This window comes from Streptomyces sp. AP-93 (genome assembly GCF_022808175.1).
In the GTDB taxonomy this organism is placed as follows: domain Bacteria; phylum Actinomycetota; class Actinomycetes; order Streptomycetales; family Streptomycetaceae; genus Streptomyces.
In genome coordinates this window covers 132,945-151,696 of record NZ_JALGBX010000005.1, presented here as the reverse complement: position 1 = coordinate 151,696, position 18,752 = coordinate 132,945, and the positions used below count along the sequence as shown (strand labels likewise).

Sequence of the window (18,752 nt, the reverse complement as noted above, 5' to 3'; positions counted from 1 at the left end):
GGCGTCGGCATCCGGCGTCACGCCTCGCGGCGGGCCGCGCCGGCCACGGTGATGTTCAGGAACCGGGGCACGGGCAGCTCCCGGTCGCGGAAGTCCTCCGCGACCGCCGCCCGCACCGCCGTCAGCCGGGCCTCGGGCAGCAGGACCAGGACGCTCCGCCCCGGCTGCTGCCCGGGCGGCCAGGCGCTCAGGGCCCCGGCCCGGCGGGCGCACCCGACGGCCCGGGTCAGGTCGGCCGTACGGTCCTGCGTGCCGTCGGGGTCCGGCCGCAGGGCCAGCAGCACCAGGCGGGCCCCCGACGCGGCGGGGTCGAAGACCACGTACCGCTGGCGTTGCCGCCGGGGCTCCGGCCGGGCCGGGCCGTGGCCGAGCAGGAGGGCCCTGCCCGGCCGGGCGAAGAGCGCGCCCCGACGCAGGGCGTCGTCGCCGTCCGGCAGCGCCTCCCCCATCAGCCGGGCCAGCCGCACCCGGTCCGGGTCCTCGCCCGCCGCCGTGTGGACGTCGGCCACCGCGAGCGCCACCGCGCAGTCGGCGGCCTCCTCGGTGGCCAGCCCGGCGGCGGCGGTGAGGGAGCCCTGCACGTGCAGGTCGGTCCCGCCCCGGCCGTACCCGGCCCGGGCCAGCGCGCGCAGCAGTGCGTACGGGCGGGCGGCCCACGGCGGGGTGGCGGGCGGCGGCCCGGACAGGGTCAGCGGTATGTCGCAGCCGTCCGCGGGGTGGGCCAGGGAGCTGAGCCGTACGAGGCCGTCGGTGCGCGGGGCCGCTGCGGCCGCCACCGGCCAGCCTGCCGCCGCGACGAGGCCCGGGGAGCCCAGGTGGAAGGTGTACGGGGCGCTCCAGACGGCGGCCGGGGGCCGGCCGTGCGCGGCTTCCAGGGCGTAGGCGACGAGGCGGAAGAGGGGGTCGGCGGTGGCCCGGCGGGCGAGGTCGCCTCCGGTGAGGGCCTCGGGGCCGGTGTCGGCCGGGCTGGTGGCAGCCCCGCCGGGGCCGGTGGCGGCGGTGGCGGTGGCGGTGGCGGTGGCGGTGGCGGTGGCGGTGGCGGTGATCCTGGCCGCGGGGACCGGGCCGGTCGGTGCGCCGCGGCCCGTCACCGCTCGTCCTTGCGGGCCAGCATCCGGTAGGCGTTGCCGCCGTCCGTGCGCCGGGCCGCGGCGGTGCGCAGCCCGTCGAGCACGGCCGCGGCGGCGAAGCAGGGCAGCGAGGCCAGCCGTACGGCTCCGGTGAGGGCGCGTCGGCCGGTGGTGGCCGGGGGCCCCCAGGGTCGGTCCGGGTCGGGGGCCAGCCGGGTCGCGGTCAGGGCCACCGCGCCGAAGAAGTCGTTGCCCTGGTGGGCCGGCCCGTGTTCCTCGGCGAGGACGGTGAAGCCCCGGTCGGCCAGCGCCTCGCGCAGGTTCGAGGAGGGGATCAGGTGCTGGTGCTGCGGCTGGAACCAGGGCAGCCAAGCCGGGCCGAGCAGCCGGGCCATCCGGGACTCGGGGTCGGGGAGTTCGATGGTGAGGTAGCCGCCGGGGGCGAGGACGGCGGCCGCCGCGTCCAGTTCCGTGAGCGGGTCGCGGGTGTGCTCCAGGTAGTGGTACATGCTGACCACCTCGTACTGGCCCGCCAGTTTGACCGCGAACTCCGGGAACTGGCCCTGGTATCCCGTCTCCACCCAGCCGCGCCGCTCGGCCTCGCGGACCCCGTCGCCCATGTCCAGCCCGTCGAAGCGGGTGTCGGGCCAGACGGCGCGGGCCGCGTTGCAGAAGTGGCCGTGCCCGGTTCCGACATCGAGCCAGGACACGGGATCGGTGTGGGGGCGGAGCATCTCGGCCCGGCCCCGGTAGGCGGCGCCGAGCCGCCCGAAGACGGTGGCCGCGCCTTCGCCGCCGCGGCCGTCGTAGAAGTCGCGGTAGTAGAACTCCAGCCCCTCCGGGGAGAGCCGGGGGTTCTGGAAGACGTGCCCGCAGGCTCCGCACTGTTCCAGGGTGAACCGGCCGGGCTTCCCCTGGAGCAGGTCGGGCACCCGGACCCGGACGGACAGCTGCCCGGAGCCGCACCAGGGGCAGTCCGGCCGGCGCGGTTCGAGGAACCGGTCGGTCCCGGCGGCCAGGTCCGCGCGGTACGCCTGGACCGCCCCGGCCCGGACGGCGTCCTGCTCCGCGTCCCGCGCGGCGGCCGGGCCGTGGGCCGTCGCGGCGGCCTCGGACCGGGGCGTACGGGTCGTCGCGGCGGCCGTGCGCAGGGCCGCGCCGAGGGAGCGTACGGGCCGGGCGGCCGTGGCCCGGGCGAGGTCCCCGGGGCGCAGGGGCGCAGCGCGCCGGCCGAGGGCCAGGTAGGGCTGGATCCAGTACAGTCCCGCCGCGGCGGCCCCCCACCGGCCCTGGCGTACGGCGACCCCGGCCAGCAGGGCCAGCCCGGCGAGCTGCGCGGCGGCGAGCGCCCCGGGCGGCAGGCCCTGGGCCCGCAGCTCGGCCGCCCGGGCCGGCCCGCGCGCATCGACGGGTGGTCCGCAGCTCAGGGCGGGTGCGATGGCCAGTCCCGTGGCATCGGCAGCGTATTCCTTCACGCGCCGGGTCACCGCCATGAGTTCCGCCACAGTGGCGTCCGGGCCCGCCGGGTCCACCCCGGCCCGCGCGATCACCTCCTCGGCGACGAGCACGGCGAAGCCGGCCCCGCGGCCCTCGCCGAGCCGGTCCTGCCGGTAGCCGGCCGGGTCCACCAGGCGCAGCAGGCTGAGCACCCGCTCGGCGGGCAGGTCCCCGGGCAGCAGGTCCAGTACCCGCAGCCCCTCCCGTTCGGCGTGCGCGCAGGCGGCGAGGAAGGTGGCGGCATCGGGCTCGACCCCGCCGGCGGTGAGCAGTCGCCACCCGGCGGCGCGCGGTACCCCGGCGTCCGTGGACGCGGCCATGGACAGCACCGGGACGGCCCGCAGCCGGCGGGCCGCGCGTACGGTGCCCGCGCCGAGGGCGGCGAGCAGGAGGGCGGAGGTCCACCGGACGCCGGGCAGCAGGAGGGGCACGGAAAGGGGGATCCGGGCGGGGGAAGGGAGCGGGGAGCGCGTCATACGAGTTCCTCCAACCGGTCGGCCGCGGCGGCGGCCCCGCCGGCCGCGGCGAATGAGGCCTGGATCCGCCGGGCGCCGTGGCGGTGGCCGGGTTCGTCCAGTACGGCCGTCAGCGCGTCGCGCAGTTCCTCGGCCCTGGTCCTGCCGAAGCGGACCCGCACCCCGGCCCCGGCCTCCACGACCTGCCGGGCGACGATCGGCTGGTCGTCGCGGATCGGGGCGACCACCAGCGGCAGCCCGTGCGCGAGGGCCTCGCAGACGGTGTTGTGGCCGCCGTGGCAGACGACCGCGTCCAGGTGGCGGAGCAGCTCCAGCTGCGGGACGCTGTCGCGCAGCAGTACGTTCCCGGGGACCGCTCCGACCAGCGGGGCGGGGGCCGCCAGGATCAACTGGACGTCTTTGTCGAGCCGTTCGGCGGCGCCCAGCACGGCGCCGTAGAAGCGGCCCCCGGCCTCCTGATTGAGGGTTCCCAGGGAGACGAGCACCCTTCGCCGCTCCGGATCCAGTCGCTCCCAGGGGAATCCGGGAACGGACGGCCGGGCCCCGAAGGCCGGACCGACGAAGGCGTAGTGCGGTGGGAACTCCTGCTCCCCTCCCACCAGTTCGCGGCTGGAGAACACCAGGACCAGCCGCTCCGAGAACCGCGGATCCCAGGAGGCTCCGGCCGGCTCGGGACCGGCCCCGCACTCCGTCAGCAGTCCGGCGATCTGCGCGGCCACCCACTCCCCGACCTTCGGGAAGTCCGCGAAGGGGAGGGTGAGTTCGGCAGAAGTGCTCGCGGAGGTCACCCAGGGCACCCCGAGCCGCCGCGCGGCGACCGGGCCGGCCAGGGCCTGCTGATCGGCGACGAGCAGGTCCGGCAGGAAGGCGCCCACCGCCCGGACCACGCCGGGGAGCATCGCCCGGGCCAGGGGTACCAACGCCTCCTCCCAGAGGAACCTCAGCGCCCCGACCCCGCGCAGATCGCGCCAGCGGGCGTGCAGCATCGCGTAGTCGCCGCCCGCCTCCGCGCCGGCGGAGAGGATCCGGGCGTGCTCGGGCAGCAGCCGGGCCAGCGCCCCGGGCGGGCCGGTCCAGGCGACCTCGTGGCCGCGGGCGGCCAGTTCCGCGCCGACCGCCACGGTCGGATTGACGTGGCCCGCGAGCGGCGGCACCGTGAAGAGCACCTTCATCGGACCAGCGCTCCTGCCCGCGGTCGCACCGTCGATGTCGACGGCGATGTCGCTGTCGCTGTCGGTGTCCCTGTCGCTTTCGCCGTCGCTGCGAATGCCCCCGCCGTGGCCGTCGCCGTGGCCGTGGCGTCGAGGTGGGCGAGTACGGCTGCTCGCAGCGCTCCGCTGTTCTCCTTCAGCACGTCGTGCCCGAGGCCCGGCAGGATCTCGACGGCGGCGACGTGCGGAGCGTGACGGGCCAGTTCCAGCGCCCCCGGGACCAGTTCGGAGTGCTCGCCGCAGACGATCAGGACGGGGCAGCGCAGTCCGGCGTAGTCGCCCGGGGTGAAGGTGCGGCTCGCGGCGATGTCGTCGATGAGGGTGGTGCGGTTGAGCAGGTCGTCGGCGATGGCCGTGAGGTTGGCCGCCTTGCGCAGTCGCAGGGTGAGCAGCTCGGCGGGTACCGCGCTGTCCTCCAGGCTGAGGGCGGCTGCCGACAGGGTGTCCACCATGTTGTCCACCCAGGCCCCGCTGAGCGGGGGTTCGAGCAGGGTGAGCCCGGCGACCAGGTCGGGCCGGGCGAGGGCGGCGTGCAGGGCCAGGGTGCCGCCGTAGCTGTTGCCCACGAGGTGCACCGGGCGGTGCCCGAGGCCGAGCGCGCCGAGCAGCGCGAAGAGGTCCCGTACGGCGGTGCGGCTGTCGTAGCCGGTGGCCGGGCGCTCGGTACGGCCGTGGCCGCGCAGATCGTAGAGGACCACCTCGTGCCCGGCCCGGGCCACCGGGACGGCCAGGGGGCAGTAGAAGGAGGAGAGGTTGTCGACGACCAGCCCGTGCAGGAACACCACCACGGGTCGGTCGGCGGCGTCCTGGCCGGCCGCGTGCGCGGTGGCCGGAAGCTGTTGGACGTGGAAGCGGACGGTGCCCGCGGGTACGAAGGCCATGGCTAGATCAGCCGTCCGATCCGGTCGCGGTCGCGGCGGCGCGGACGGTACCCGCCGGGGCGTGGGTGCGGGAGGCGTGCGTGAGGGAGGCGTGGGTGATCCGGCCGATGTGCGTGACGAGTTCGCCCACGGACATGGCGAGGATGCCGTCCATGTCCTTCTCGGACAGGAAGCCCATCAGGTCGACTTCGGCGCCGTAGCGGTGGTGGAGGAGTTCGGCGAGGGCGACGAACTCGATGCTCTCCAGGGCGAGGTCCTCGTTGAACGTCGTCTTCATCGTGACCTCGTCCGCGAGGAGGTGCTCGTCACCGACGATCTCCACGAGCATGCCGGTGATCTCGGCGAGGATGTCAGCTGCCATGACTGGTCTCCGTGAGGTGGAAGGGGACGGGGGACGGAGTCGCGGGACGGTCGGTCCAGGCGACCGCGTGGTCGGGGTGGTCGAGTGGCGCGTCCGCGAGCACGAGCAGGGTGGTGCGGACCGGGTAGGGGTGCCCGTCCGGGGAGAGCACCCGCAGCTCGCCGGAGCCCGGGTCGCCGGTGGTCCGCCAGTCGCGCGGGCGGCCTGCGAGCCCGGTTCCGGCGGCCTTGGCGGCCGCCTCCTTGGCGCACCACAGGGCGGTGAGCGCGGCCGGGAGTCCGGTGCCCTCCTGGGCCGCCAGCCGCTCCGCGAGGGCGAGTTCGCCCGGCGCCAGGGCGATGCGGATGAGCGCGTCCGGGTCGGTGGTCACCTGTTCCACGTCGATGCCGACCGGCCGGCCGGGGTGGGCGAGGGCGACCGCGATCCGGTCCTTGTGGGCGATGGTCAGGCGGACTCCCCCGGCCAGGGCGCCCCCGGCGTAGGGCCGCCCGGCCGGATCGTTGCCGATCGGCACCTCGGCCGGGAAGACCGGCCCGGCTCCGCCGTCCCAGAGCAGATGGCGCAGTGCGTCCTTGGCGGCGATCCGGCCCAGCAGCCAGGGCGCCCGGGCGCGCGGCGCCAGCCGCTCGTAGGCCGCGCGCTCGGCGGCGCCGAGGTAGCGGCGCATGACCAGCTCCTGCGAGGCGGGGTCGGTCCAGCGTCGCCGGGCCAGGCACCAGCCCTCGGGGCGCGGTTCGCCGATGCCGCAGACCTCCGGGGTGAACTTCATCGGCCAGACCCGCTCGTCGGCGCCGAAGCGGCGGTACGTCCAGCCGTCGATCCGGGCCCACACCCGGCCGTCGGCCCGCAGCAGCTCGATGTCGCCGCGCACGGTGACGTCGCGCACCTCGCGGATCCGGGCCGTGGCCCCGACGAGCTCGTGCGGGGCGGGCGGGGGCCCCGAGAAGCGGATGCCGGCCACGGTGGCCGGGAACACCAGCCGGTCCACCGGGAGCCGCAACTGCATCCAGTGCCCGAAGAGCTGCCCGGCGGCGTCGAGCAGCGCCCCCGGGTCGGGCAGCGCCCGCAGCACGCCACGGATGCCGTCCGAGCCGACGGCCCGCACCTCGTGCACCCCGGCGAAGCGGGGGCCGTGGAACATCCACCGGTCGCGGTAGAGGGCCTCGGCGCTGACCGGGGCCGGCTGCGGCTCGCGCAGCGGGGTGGTGTCGGGGCCGGGCAGGGCCTCGTAGCGTTCTCCGAGCAGGACGAACACGTCGGCGTACTCCCCGAGGGTGACGCGCACGCGGCCTGGCCCGGCGGGCCGTACGGTGACCTCCAGGTCGAGGGCCGGCTCCACGGGGAGCCAGCGCAGGGCCCGTACCCGCTCGTATCCGATGACGGTCAGGCCGGGTGGTGCGTCCCGCAGCGCGGCCTCGGCCGCCAGCTCCAGCATCGTCGTCATGGGGACGACGGGGAACCGGTCGGAGTCCTCCGTCCATCCGTCGGGCTGCAGGTAGACGCAGTGGTCCCGTACGTAGGGCAGCGTGGCGAGGGAGAGGCGCAGGGTGTGGTTCCTGGGCGGGGTCCCGCGCTCGATCCCGGGCTCGGTCCCGGGCTGGATCCCGGGTTGGATTCCTGACCGCGTCCCCGGCTGCGGCTCGGTCTCCCCGGCGGCGGGGGCCGCGTCGAGGGCGGAGAGCAGGACCGGCCGGGGTTCCGCGGCCGGCGGGGCCGGCGGGGTGCTCGGGGTGGAGGTGGCCCGGGTGACGGGAGTGGCCGCCACCGCGGTGGTGGCCTGTGGCAGGAGGCCGGTCAGGGTGGCGCGTGCGGCCTCTCCGAGGCGGACCAGCGGCGAGCCGAGGTCCAGGAGCACGCCGCGCCCGGCCGCCGGTGCTGCCGGTACTGCGGGTGCTGCCGGTGCAGCCGGTCCCGCCCATGCCGCCGGTGGTCCGGCAGGTCCGGCGGCGGCCCGGTCCGGGTCTCCCGTTCCGTCGGGGGCCAGGCGGTCCCAGCGCGGGGAGTACCCCTCGGTCCACAGGGCGGCGCAGGTGCGGCGCAGGGCGGCAAGGCCGGTGAGGCGGGGCGAGGAAGCCGCCACCGAGAAGTGGGGCCGGTCGCGCAGGGTGTCCTCGACGAAGCCCGGCAGGCTGCCCGGGCCCAGAGTGACGAAGCCCCGGACGCCCGCGTCCTCGTACAGCCGCGTCGTCAGCTCGCGGAACCGGACCGGCTCCAGCAGGTGGCGGACCACGAGCTCGCGCACCGCCTCGGGCTCCGGCGGGAACGGCGCGCAGGTGGTCGCCGACCAGAGGGGCAAGGTCCCCGGCTGGAGCGGCAGTCGGGCGAAGGCGGCGCGGACCTGGCCGAGGTAGGGCTCCCACATGGGCGTGTGGAAGCCGGAGCGGAAGGGGAGTTCCTGACCGAGGACGCCTTCGGCCTTCAACCGTCCGAGAACGGTGGCCACTTCGGCGGGAGCCCCGCAGACCACCGACTGGTGGGGGCAGTTGTCGTGGCTGACCACCACCCCGTCCAGTCCGTGCAGCGCGGCCTCCGCCCGCCGGGTCCCGCATCCCAGCGCCGCGTAGACCAGGTCCGGCACCTTCACCGAACCGGGCCGCAGCGAGTCCAGGAAGGTGTCGGCCGCGTCCTGCCGGTACATCCCGGCGGCCACCATCGCCGCCCATTCCCCCAGGCTGTGGCCCGCCAGTACATCGGCCTGGATGCCGATCTCGGGCAGCACCCGGGCGAGGAACCGGCCCGTCGCGATGGCGTCGAGCGCCCGCTCCGTCAGTTCCTCCCCCCTGGTCAGCCGGGGCCGCTCCAGCCCGAGCCGGTCCGCCACGTCGTCCAGCGCCGGGGCGAACTCGGGCTCCAGACCCGGGAACAGGAACGCGAGCCGGCCGCCCAGCGGCTCGGGCGTGAACCACACCTCCCCGCGCCCCCGCCAGGCCCGGCCGCGCGCCGCCACCTTCGCGGCCAGCGCGAGCCGTTGGGGCGTGGGACCCACGACGGCGAGCCGGCAGGGCCCGTCGCCGCCGGACACCGGGGAGCCGGACGCCAGCCGGGCCGACAGCTCCGCCGCGTCGGAGGCCGCCAGCAGCAGCACGTCCTCCCGCGCGGGCGCCCCCACCGGTGCGGCCTGGCCGCCCAGGGGCAGGAACCGGCGCACGGGCGCCGCCGGTCGCGCGGGCGCCGTCCGGCCCGGGGGCGCGGCGCGGCGCGCGGCGCCGGGAGCCTCCTCCAGCACGACGTGCGCGTTGATGCCGCCGAAGCCGAAGGCGTTCACCCCGGCCCGGCGCGGCGCCGGCCCGCGTTCCCACGGCCGGGCCGCCGTCACCGGCCGCATCCGGGTCCGGGACAGGCCGGGGTGCGGCTCTTCCAGGTGCAGGGTCGGCGGCAGCACCCCCTCGTGCACCGCGAGTGCGGCCTTGATCAGCCCGGCCATGCCGGAGGCCTGCATGGTGTGGCCGAGCATCGACTTCACCGAGCCGAAGCCGATCGCGTTCCCGATGCCGAAGCCCCCGTCCAGAGCGGCGCCGAGGCCCGTGTCGAGTCCGGTGCCGAGGCCGGCTCCGGCCCCCGCGCCGCCTCCCGCGTACGGACCGAACACCTGGGCCAGCGTGTCCAGTTCGGCTGCGTCCCCCACCGGGGTCCCGGTGCCGTGCGCCTCCAGCAGCCCCAGTGCGCCGGGCGCCCGCGGGTCGAGACCCGCCTCCCGCCAGGCCCGTTCCAGCGCCCTCACCTGACCCGCGACGAGCGGGCTCATCAGGCTCGCCGCCCTGCCGTCCCCGGCCACGCCGGTGCCGCGGATCACCGCGTAGATCCGGTCGCCGTCCCGCTCCGCGTCGGCCAGCCGCTTCAGCAGCACCACCCCGGTGCCCTCGGAGAGGAGGGTTCCGTCGGCGCGCCGGTCGAAGGGCCGGATCCGCTCGCTGGGGCTCAGGGCGCGCAGCTGCGTGAACACGCTCCACAGGGTGGCGATGTGGCAGTGGTGCACGGCTCCGGCGATCACCGCGTCGCAGCGCCCGCCGGCCAGCAGTCCCACCGCCTGGTCCACCGCCAGCAGGGAGGAGGCGCAGGCCGCGTCCAGGGTGTAGGCCGGTCCGTGGAAGTCGAGCCGGTTGGCAGTCCGGGCGGCCGTGAAGCTCGGTACGAGCCCGATCGACGCGTCGGGCCGTTCGGGACCCAGGGCTTCCTGGAAGGCGGAGCGCACCGCGGCGATCCGCCGCTCGCCGAGATCGGGCGCGAGTTCCCGCAGGGTCTGCGCCAACTGGTGTGCGGTACGCACCCGTTGGTCGAGCCGGGCGGTGGCCACGCCCATGAAGCCGCCGCGCCCCAGCACCACCCCGATCCGCGAGCGGTCGGCGGGCAGGCGGCTCTCGCCGCCCGCGTCGGCGATGGCCTCGGCCGTGGCGTGCAGGACCAGCATCTGGTCCGGTTCGGCCCCTTCCACGGTGGCTGGCATGATGCCGAACCGGGTCGGGTCGAAGGCGGCGAGCCCGTCCACGAAGCCTCCGCGCCGGCAGTAGAACCGGTCGCCGGAGACCTGTCCTGTGGCGCCGTCCGGGTCGTAGTAGACCTCCGGGTCCCACCGCCCGGGCGGCACGTCGCCTATGCAGTCCGTGCCGGCCAGGAGGTTGCGGCGGTAGGCGGCGAGGTCCGCGGCGCCCGGGAACACGGCGCCCATCCCGACGATCGCCGCATCGGTGGGCCGCGGGCCGCGGTGATGCCGCCGCTGCCCGTTCCCTTGGCTCTGCCCCTGGCCCTTGCCCTGACCCTGACCATGCCCCTTGCCCTGGCTCTGACCCTGGCCCTGCCGATGGCGGTCAGGCACGCCGCTCACTCCCCTCGTGCCCGTCGGCCGCCATCAGGACCACCTGTACGTCGGTCCCGTGCGCGAGTTCGGCGAGGAACGCGGCGCCGCCCGCCTCCGGGTCGATGAGCGCAATGCCCCGGCGGGTGTACGCGCGCGCCAGTTCGGGGCTGACCATGCCGCCCGCCTCGGCGGCCCAGGGGCCCCAGTCGAGCGACAGCACCCGGCCCGGGAAGTCCTCCGCCCAGATGTGCGCGAGGCCGTCGAGGGCGTCGTTGGCGGCGGCGTAGTCGCTCTGCCCCCGGTTTCCGTAGACGCCCGCCACGCTGCCGAACAGCGCGAGGAAGCGGGGCGCGGGCGCCGCGCCGTGCTCTGCCGCGGCGGCGGCGAGGTGGCGTGCGCCGGTCACCTTCGTGGTGAACACCTCGGCGAAGGCGGCCGGTTGCTTGTCGCGGAGCAGTCCGTCGTTCAGGGTCCCGGCTCCGTGCACGATCCCGTCCAGCCGGCCGTGGCGGGCCCGCACGGCGGCCACGACGCCTCGTACGGCCTGCTCGTCCGTGACGTCCGCGCAGTGGTAGCCGACGGACGCGGCCACGCTCGCGAGGGCCGCCAGGGTGGCCCGCACCTCGCGCTCGGCGAGGATCCGCGAGGCCGCGGCCTCGATCTCCGCGGGGGTGCGCAGTCCGGTGGCGATCAGTGCGGCGCGCAGGGCAACGCGGTCGGTGGCATGCCCGAACTCATCTGCTTCGGAAGCCGGTTGAGGTGTACGTCCCATCAGCTCTACGTGGCATCCGGTGGCCCGGGCCAGTGCCAGGGCGGCCCGAGCGGTGATCCCGCGGGCCCCGCCGGTGAGCAGGACCACCGAGCCGGCGTCGAGGGGCGGCGTCCCGTCGCCGGGGGCGAGCGGTGCCGGGACCGGCCGGGGGGTGACGCGTAGGCCCTCGGCGGTGTAGGCGACGGAGGCGGGGACCTCCGCCGAGGCGGAGGAGGAGGCGGAGGAGGCAGCGGAGGCGGTCGGCCCGGCCGGTTCGCAGCTCAGCTCGGCCAGGAGCTGCGCCGCGATCCGCTCCGGGTCCTCCTTGGAGTGGACCTCCACGGCGCGGATCAGCCTGCCCGGGTATTCGAGGGACGCACTGCGGGCGAAGCCGTGCATTCCCGCTCCGGCGGACTCGCCGCGGACGGTGACCAGCAGGAGCCGGTGCACACCGCCGGTCAGGGCCCGCTGCAGCCCGGGAAAGCTCTCGGGCAGGACGGGCGCCGTTCCCGGCCGCAGGGCGGACAGGTCGAGGACGGCGTCGAACGCGGCGTCGCCTTCGGCCAGTTGCCGGACGTCCGCCCCGTGGGCCCGCAGGGCCCCGGTGACCGCGGGCACGACGCCCTGGCCGTCCCCGGCCTCCCCGACGACCCCGATGCGCAGACCCCGCAGGGCCTCCGGGTCCCCGGGCGCGGGCGGCAGCACGTGCAGTTCCACCCGGAGGCGGCCGAGTGCGGGCGGGCCCGTCACCGCGGCCGCCGCTTCGGCAGCCGGGGGCCCGGGGCGGGCGGTGTGGCCGGAGACCCATTCCACGATGCCGCGCAGGGTCTTGATCCGGGACAGCTCCTCGATCGCGGACTCGGCGGAGCCGCCCGCGTCCTGGGGCAGGCCGATCCGGTCGGCCAGGGCGCCGATGATCTCGACCCGCTTGATGGAGTCGATGGACAGGTCCGCCTCCAGGTCCAGGTCGGGAGCGAGCATGTCCCGCGGGTACCCGGTCCGGGTGTGGACGATCTCCACGATCACGTCCATCACCTCCTCGGCGGACCGCGGCCCCCCACGAGCCGCGCCCCCACTGCCGCCGACGCCCCCACGACCGTCGCCCCCGGGCGGACCGTCCCCCGGGACCACGCCGCCGGGCATCCCCGGCTCCGGGGTCACACCGCCGGGCATCCCGTCGCCCGGGGCCACGCCGCCGGCCGGCCCCGAACCGAAGGCCCCACCACCGGGCATCCCACCCCCGTGGGCCCCACCGCCAACCATCCCGGAGCCCGGAGCCACGCCGCCGGCCAGCCCCGAACCGAAGGCCCCACCACCGGGCATCCCACCCCCGTGGGCCGCACCGCCAACCATCCCGGAGCCCGGGGCCACGCCGTCGAACGCCGACCCACCCGGAGCCGTCGGCCACGGTCCAGTCGCTCCGGGACCCAAGGCCGCGCCCCCGGTCTGGGCGGCGGACCAGGAGGTGTCGGCGCCTCCCATCAGGCCCGCACCGTCAGCCCGGGACTCGGCCCGCGCAGAGGGAGAGGCGGCGTCCCCGAACATCCCCGGGGGCGCCTGGGGACCGCCAGGCAGTCCGGCACCCGGGGCCACGCCGTGCGCCCCGGGCCAGGCGCCTTCGGCACCCCCGGGCACGCTTCGGCCGTCCGGCCAGGGCTCGGACCAGAGGGCAGCCGGAGCCGCGCTCCGGAGCATCCCCGGGACGCCCCCCGCACCCTGCGGGGCCGCGAACCCCTGTCCCGCGTCCCGGCCCTGTGTCGCCCCCATGCCCTGCGGGCCCGCGTGGCCATGGGAGGCACCGGCGGCGGAGGGCGAGATCGCGAGGGCCTGGCCGGTACCGGCGGCGTACCGGGGCAGAGCCGGGTCCGTGCCGCTCCAGAGCGGCGGCGGTGCCACCGTCGAAGCCAGGTAGCCGATCATGACGTCCCGCTGCGCCTGGACCAGTTCGCGCGAACCGCGCAGGTACTCCAGAACCGCCTCCTCACGGCGGTCCGCCGGGGCAGGTGCGGTGTGCTCGGCCACGTGGCCGGCGCGAGCCCCTGCCCAGGCGGTCGGGCCCGCCGGCGGCTCAAGCCCTGCGGCGGGCCCCCCGTTCGCGGCCCAGAGGCGCCGGCCGTCCGTACCCCCCACAACCGGACCGGCCGCCGGCCCACCGCTCCCGGGGAGGAGCGGCGCCCCCTCGGCGGCCGGAATCCCGGCCCGGTCGTCGCGCGCGTCCGCGTAGCCGCCCATCCGGCCTCCCACCGGACCGGAACGTCCACCCGAGCCACCCGCCCCCGGACCCCGGCCCGGCAAGCGGTGCCCGCCCCCGGTAGGACCGCCGCTCCCCGGCTCCGCGAAGCCGCCGCCCGAACCGGTCGTGCCGGAGCCCGCACCCTGCGACCATGGACCGCCCTCGACCGGCCCCCCGCTTCCCGGCCCCGCGAAGGGAGCCTCGACGTGCCCCGTGACAGCCCCGCCCGCAGGGTCGAAGCCCGCATCCGGACCCCCCACACCCGGCCCCCCGCCCGGCAGCCAGGGCCCGCCCCCGCCAGGGGCGGCGCCGTGCCCGTTGCTCGCGAAGCGGCCGTTCCGGCGGCCGTCCGCCATGGCCGCCTCCCGGACGGAGCTCCAGGCCGAACCGGCACCGGCGGGACTGCCGGCAGGCAGCCAGTGCCCGCCCCCGGCAGGGGCCGGCAGGTTCCCGGGGCTGCCGTTCGCGTGGGTCCCCAGCCCGGCGGAACTTCCCGCCTGACCGGTGCCGTTCTTCGGCTGCGCCATCTGATGGGCTCCCTTTCCTTCGGATACCGCGACGTGGACCCGGCGGGCCGGGCGGAGGCCGCCGGGGACGGGGTTGCCGTCCCGGGTGCGGACCAGGTGGCCGTCCACCAGCCAGCCCGGGCGGCGTGGAGCGCGCTCGGGGAGCCGGGAGGTGCGGCCGCGGAACAGCGCCTCGGGCGCCACGGGGACGCCCGCCGCGGCCAGTTCCGCCAACGCCGTGACCAGACGGAGCAGCCCGTGCTCGCCGGGCACGTCCAGCGGCACCACCGTGTGGGGCCGGTCGCCCAGGATGCGGCCGACCAGGCCGGACAGGACGCGGCCCGGCCCGGCTTCCACGAAGGTCCGTACTCCGGCCGCGTACATGTGCTCCACCTGCTCCACGAACCGGACCGGCTCGGCGACCTGACGGGCCACCAGGTTCCGTACCGCATCGGCGGCCACCGGGTACGGGCCGGCCGTCGTGTTCGACCAGACGGGGACGGCGGCGTCGGCCAATTCCGTCCCGGCGAGTTCCTCGGCCAGGGCCGTGGCCGCCCCCGCCACGACCTCGCTGTGGAACGCGCAGGCCACGGAGAGCGGGGCCGCCGTCAGACCGGCCTCCCGCAGGGCGGCCACCGCCTCGGCGACGGCGGCGGACGGCCCCGAAATCACGGACTGCCGGGGTGCGTTGTAGTTGGCGATCACGCACCCGGCACGCGCGGCGATCTCCCGCACTTCCTCCGGCGCGGCCGTCACCGCCGCCATCGACCCCGGATCTGTCCCGGCGGCCGCGAGGATGGCCTCGGCCCGGCGCGCACTCAGCCGCAGCAGGCTCTCCTGGTCCCACACCCCCGCCGCCCGCAGTGCGGTGAGCTCGCCGTACGAGTGCCCGGCCACGCAGTCCGGCCGTACGCCCAGCTCCCCCAGCAGCAGGTGCGCCGCCGAGCCCGCCAGCCCTAGGGCCGGCTGCGCCACCCGGGTGTCGGTGACCGCGGCCCGCTGGGCGCTCCGGCCCTGCGCGGTGAAGGCCGCCGGGGGGAACATCGCGGAGACCACCGTGCTCGGCGCCGCGTCCAGGAGCTCCCGGAGCAGCGGGAAGGCGGCGAACAACTCGCCGAGCATGCCGGGGCGTTGGCTGCCCTGGCCGGGGAAGAGGAAGGCCACCTGTCCGGGCTCCGCCGCGTCCTCCCGTAGGTGGACCCCCGCGCCCGGGGTGAAGTCGCGCGCCTTCTCCAGCCGGGCCGCCAGCTCGTCCAGGTCGGCGGCCACGACCGCGACCCGTACCGCACCCGCCCCGGCCGCGGCCTCGGCGGCGAGGTCCCGCAACGCCCACGGGCGCCCGGCCGCGTCGTTCTCCTCCAGCCTGGCCGCCAGCCGGGCCATCGCGCGGCCCGCCGCGCGCCGGTCCTCGCCTCGGAAGCAGAACAGTTCGGCCGGCCATTCCTCCAGCCCGTGCCGGGGCTCCTCGGATCCCGCGTAACCGGTCAGCACGGCGTGGTAGTTGGTGCCGCCGAACCCGAAGGCGCTCACCCCGGCGATCCGCCGCCCGGCGGGCACCGCCCACGGCCGGGCTCCGGTGTCGAAGGAGAACGGGCTGGTCTCCGCGTTCCAGGCGGGGACCGGTGCGTCGAGGTGCAGGGTCGGCGGCCGCACGCCCGAGTGGACCGCCCGGACCGCCTTGATCAGTCCGGCGAGCCCGGCCGCGCACTTGGTGTGCCCGATCTGCGATTTCACCGAACCCAGCGCGCAGGCTCCGGGGGCGGCGCCCGACTCGGTGAACAGGGAGGTCAGCACGGCCAGTTCGGTGGTGTCGCCGACCACGGTGCCGGTGCCGTGCGCCTCGATGAGGCCGACGTCGCCGGGGCTGATCCCGGCCCGTGCGTAGGCCCGGTCCAGGGCCCTGCGCTGTCCCTCCGGCCGGGGCGCGGTCAGGCCGAGGGAGCGTCCGTCGCTGGCGGCTCCGACCGCCTTGATGACGGCGTAGACCCGGTCGCCGTCGCGTTCCGCGTCGGCGAGCCGTTTCAGTACGAGCGCCCCCACCCCCTCCCCGAGGGCGATCCCGTCGGCGGCCGCGTCGAAGGGCCGGCAGCGGCCTCCGGGAGACAGTGCGCGGACGGAGGAGAACAGCAGGTAGTCGTTGATGCCGTTGTGGACGTCGGCGCCTCCGCACAGCACCATGTCGCTGTCCCTGTCGCGCAGTTGGCGGCAGGCGAGGTCGAGTGCGGCCAGCGAGGAGGCGCATGCGGCGTCGACCGTGCAGTTCGCGCCGCCGAGGTCCAGCCGGTTGGCGACCCGGCCCGCGATGACGTTGGCGAGTACGCCGGGGAAGGAGTCCTCGGTGAGCCGCGGGAGTTGTTCGTCCAGCTCGGGTGGGATCTCGCCCAGGTATCCGGGGTACAGGGCGCGCAGCCCGTACGCGCCCGCCAGCTCGGTGCCGGCTTCCGCACCGAACACGACGGAGGTCCGGGAGCGGTCGAACTCCCGGTCCTTGCCGTACCCGGCGTCCTCCAGGGCCCGCGCCGAGATCTCCAGGGCGAGCAGCTGTACCGGTTCGATCCCGGCCAGCGAGGCCGGCGGGATGCCGTGCGCGAGGGCGTCGAAGGGCATCGGGCCGAGGAAGCCGCCCCAGCGGGACGGGGTGCGTTCGCCGGCCCGTGCCGGATCGGGGTCGAAGTGGACGGCCGGGTCCCAGCGTTCGGCCGGGACCTCGGTCACGGCGTCGCTCCCGTTCAGGATCCGGGCCCAGTAGGCGGCCAGGTCCGGTGCGCCGGGGTAGGCGCAGGCCATGCCGACGACGGCGACGTCCAGCGGTTCGGGCCGCGGAGCGCCGGCGGCGGCCATCGCGTCCGACGCATCGCCCTCGGGGTCCGGACCGGCGAGCTCCTCGGCCCGCTGCCGGAGCAACTCGGTCGCTCCCTGCGTGACTTCGGTGTGCAGGGCGGCGATCGTGGTGGTCCCGGAGCGCAGGGTGGCTGCCTGGCCCAGCATGAACAGCCCCTCGGAGTCCTGCTGTTCCTCGCCCACGGGTTCCAGCCCGGATCCGTCGGCCCCGCGTCGCAGGCCCTTGCTGGCGATGCGGAGTCTTCCCAGGTTGAGCCGTTCCAGCTCCTCCCACACCTCGCGCGGCGCTGCTCCGCCTTCCGCGAGCCGCTGCCGGGTGGCCTCGAAGGTGTCCACGTACGGGGTGACCGCGCAGCGGGTGGCGTGTCCGGGCGCGGTGTGCAGCAGTACCGTGTCCGCGCACTCCAGCGCCGCCCGCTGGAAGCGGGGCAGGACCGCGCCCGCCGCCACCGCCTCCTCGGTGAACAGGTAGGCGGTGCCCATGAGCACCCCGATGCGCGCACCCCGTTCGGCCAGCGGCGCCGCCGCGGCCGCGGCCATCGCGGCGGAGCGCGCGTCGTGGATTCCGCCCGCGAACAGCACGTCCAGGGCTGCCGGTTCGGGGCAGGCGAGCAGCAGCTCGATCTGCTCCTCCCACAGCGGGAACGAGGCGCGCGGCCCGACATGGCCCCCGCATTCCAGCCCCTCGAACACGAACCGCCGTGCCCCGTCGGCGAGATAGCGCTCCAGCAGGCCCGGGGAGGGCACGTGCAGATGGGTCCGGGTCCCGGCGGCCTCCAGCGGGGCCGCCTGCCCCGGGGTGCCGCCCGCGATGATCGCGTACGGCGGGCGCACCTCGGCGACGGCCGCGAGCTGCTCGGCCCGCAGCTCGGCCGGGGCGAAGCCGAGCATGCCCACGCCCCAGGGCCGCTCCCCGAGCCGCTCGGCGGTTTCGGTGAGGAGCCGGCGCACCTGCGGGCCCTCCATGACGGCGAGCGCCAGGTAGGGGACCCCGCCCCCGGCGGCCACCGCTTCGGCGAAGGCCGCCTGGTCGCTGACCCGGGTCATCGGCCCCTGCGCCACCGGGAGCGGTCGCCCCGGGCCGTGGCCGCCCCCCAGCGGCCGGGCCAGTACGACGGCCGCCAGATGTCCCGCGACGGCCGACCGGACGGCTTGGAGGATGCCTCCGGTCGTCCGGTGGCGGGCGGCCAGCCGGGCCGCCGAGGCCCCGTCCTGCCCGATCGGGAGCAGCTGTGTCCGCAGGTCCCGGGCGCCCAGCAGGGCGGCGGCCGGCCCCTGCGGCGGGGTCAGGTCGGGACGCGCGTACACCCGGTGGCCCCGCACGATCCTGGTTTCGGAGCCGTCCATGGCCCGTACGGCCGCGGCCACTTCGGAGGGCAGCCCGGCCTCCCCCTCGGGTGTGAGGGCCAGTTGTACGTCGACCAGCACACCGGCGGCTCCGCCCGCGACGGCCGCGGCCGCGGTGTGCGGCCCGATCCCGCCGCAAGCCCGCACGGGCAGCGTCCCGAACCGGGGGCCGGCGAGCAGCTGTTGGAGCAGGACGAAGGTGGTCGTCCCGCCCACCCGGCCGCCCGCCTCGTGCCCCTTGGCCACGAGCGCTTCCGCCCCGGCGGCCACCGCGGCCGCGGCCTGCGCCGGATCGGTGATCTCGGCCCACACCCGGGGCCGCCCGGCGGCGGCCGCCCAGCCGGCCACCCCGCCCGGCGTGTGGCCCGCGGGGTCTGCGAGCAGCACGGTGTCCACCTCGGCCGGCAGTTCCCCGGGCCCGATCGGGCAGCCCGCGGGCACCCGTACCCCGTAGCGGCCGGCTCCGAGGCGGCGGGCGATCTCGGCCATGGCGCGCCGCGCGGACCCGGCGTCCCGCCCGAGGTCGAGCAGGCCCAGGGATCCGGCGCGCTCGGCGGCGGTGACGATCCTCGGGTTGGGCTCCTCGAACGGGCTGACGGCGACGACGAGGTCGCGGTCGGCGGCGCGGAGCCGCCCGGGCCTCCCGGGCCGCCACGCGGAAGCCGACGGCCCGGCCCCCTCGGGAGCCGGAGGCTCGACCCCCTCGGAAGCCGACGGCTCGGGCCGCTCGGGCCGCTCGGGCCGCCCTGGAGCCGGCGGCCCGGTCCGCTCGGTCCGCTCGGA

Annotated in this window: 7 protein-coding genes; all 7 read right to left on the bottom strand. The window is 76.9% G+C overall.

The genetic code is table 11. The features are described 5' to 3' along the window. Positions 1–17: 17 nt before the first annotated feature. The 7 genes from MTF69_RS10480 to MTF69_RS10450 all read right to left on the bottom strand — a co-directional run bounded on the left by MTF69_RS10480 (position 18) and on the right by MTF69_RS10450 (position 18,458). Positions 18–1,091 carry a galactokinase gene (locus MTF69_RS10480; protein WP_308401388.1) on the bottom strand — a complete coding sequence of 358 codons (1,074 nt, stop codon included), beginning with the start codon at positions 1,089–1,091 and terminating at the stop codon, positions 18–20. Next, entirely contained in the window at positions 1,088–3,043 is a 1,956-nt protein-coding gene (locus MTF69_RS10475) for a class I SAM-dependent methyltransferase (protein WP_243332893.1), read from the bottom strand. Before MTF69_RS10475 ends, MTF69_RS10480 begins: the two co-directional genes overlap by 4 nt. Next, positions 3,040–4,215, bottom strand: a complete 1,176-nt coding sequence (locus MTF69_RS10470; RefSeq protein WP_243332892.1) for a glycosyltransferase — start codon at positions 4,213–4,215, stop codon at positions 3,040–3,042. Before MTF69_RS10470 ends, MTF69_RS10475 begins: the two co-directional genes overlap by 4 nt. After that, positions 4,212–5,135: an alpha/beta fold hydrolase gene (locus MTF69_RS10465; protein ID WP_243332890.1), complete on the bottom strand. Its 924-nt coding sequence runs from the start codon at positions 5,133–5,135 to the stop codon at positions 4,212–4,214. The genes MTF69_RS10470 and MTF69_RS10465 overlap by 4 nt, the downstream gene beginning before the upstream one ends. Positions 5,136–5,142: 7 nt before the next feature. Beyond that, positions 5,143–5,496 carry an acyl carrier protein gene (locus MTF69_RS10460; RefSeq protein WP_243332889.1) on the bottom strand — a complete coding sequence of 118 codons (354 nt, stop codon included), beginning with the start codon at positions 5,494–5,496 and terminating at the stop codon, positions 5,143–5,145. Beyond that, a complete protein-coding gene (locus MTF69_RS10455) occupies positions 5,486–10,162 on the bottom strand; it encodes a type I polyketide synthase (protein WP_243332887.1) in 4,677 nt (1,558 codons plus the stop codon). The genes MTF69_RS10460 and MTF69_RS10455 overlap by 11 nt, the downstream gene beginning before the upstream one ends. Positions 10,163–10,301: 139 nt before the next feature. Beyond that, on the bottom strand, positions 10,302–18,458 hold the full coding sequence (locus MTF69_RS10450) for a type I polyketide synthase (RefSeq protein WP_243332885.1): 8,157 nt from the start codon (positions 18,456–18,458) through the stop codon (positions 10,302–10,304). Positions 18,459–18,752 lie beyond the last annotated feature (294 nt).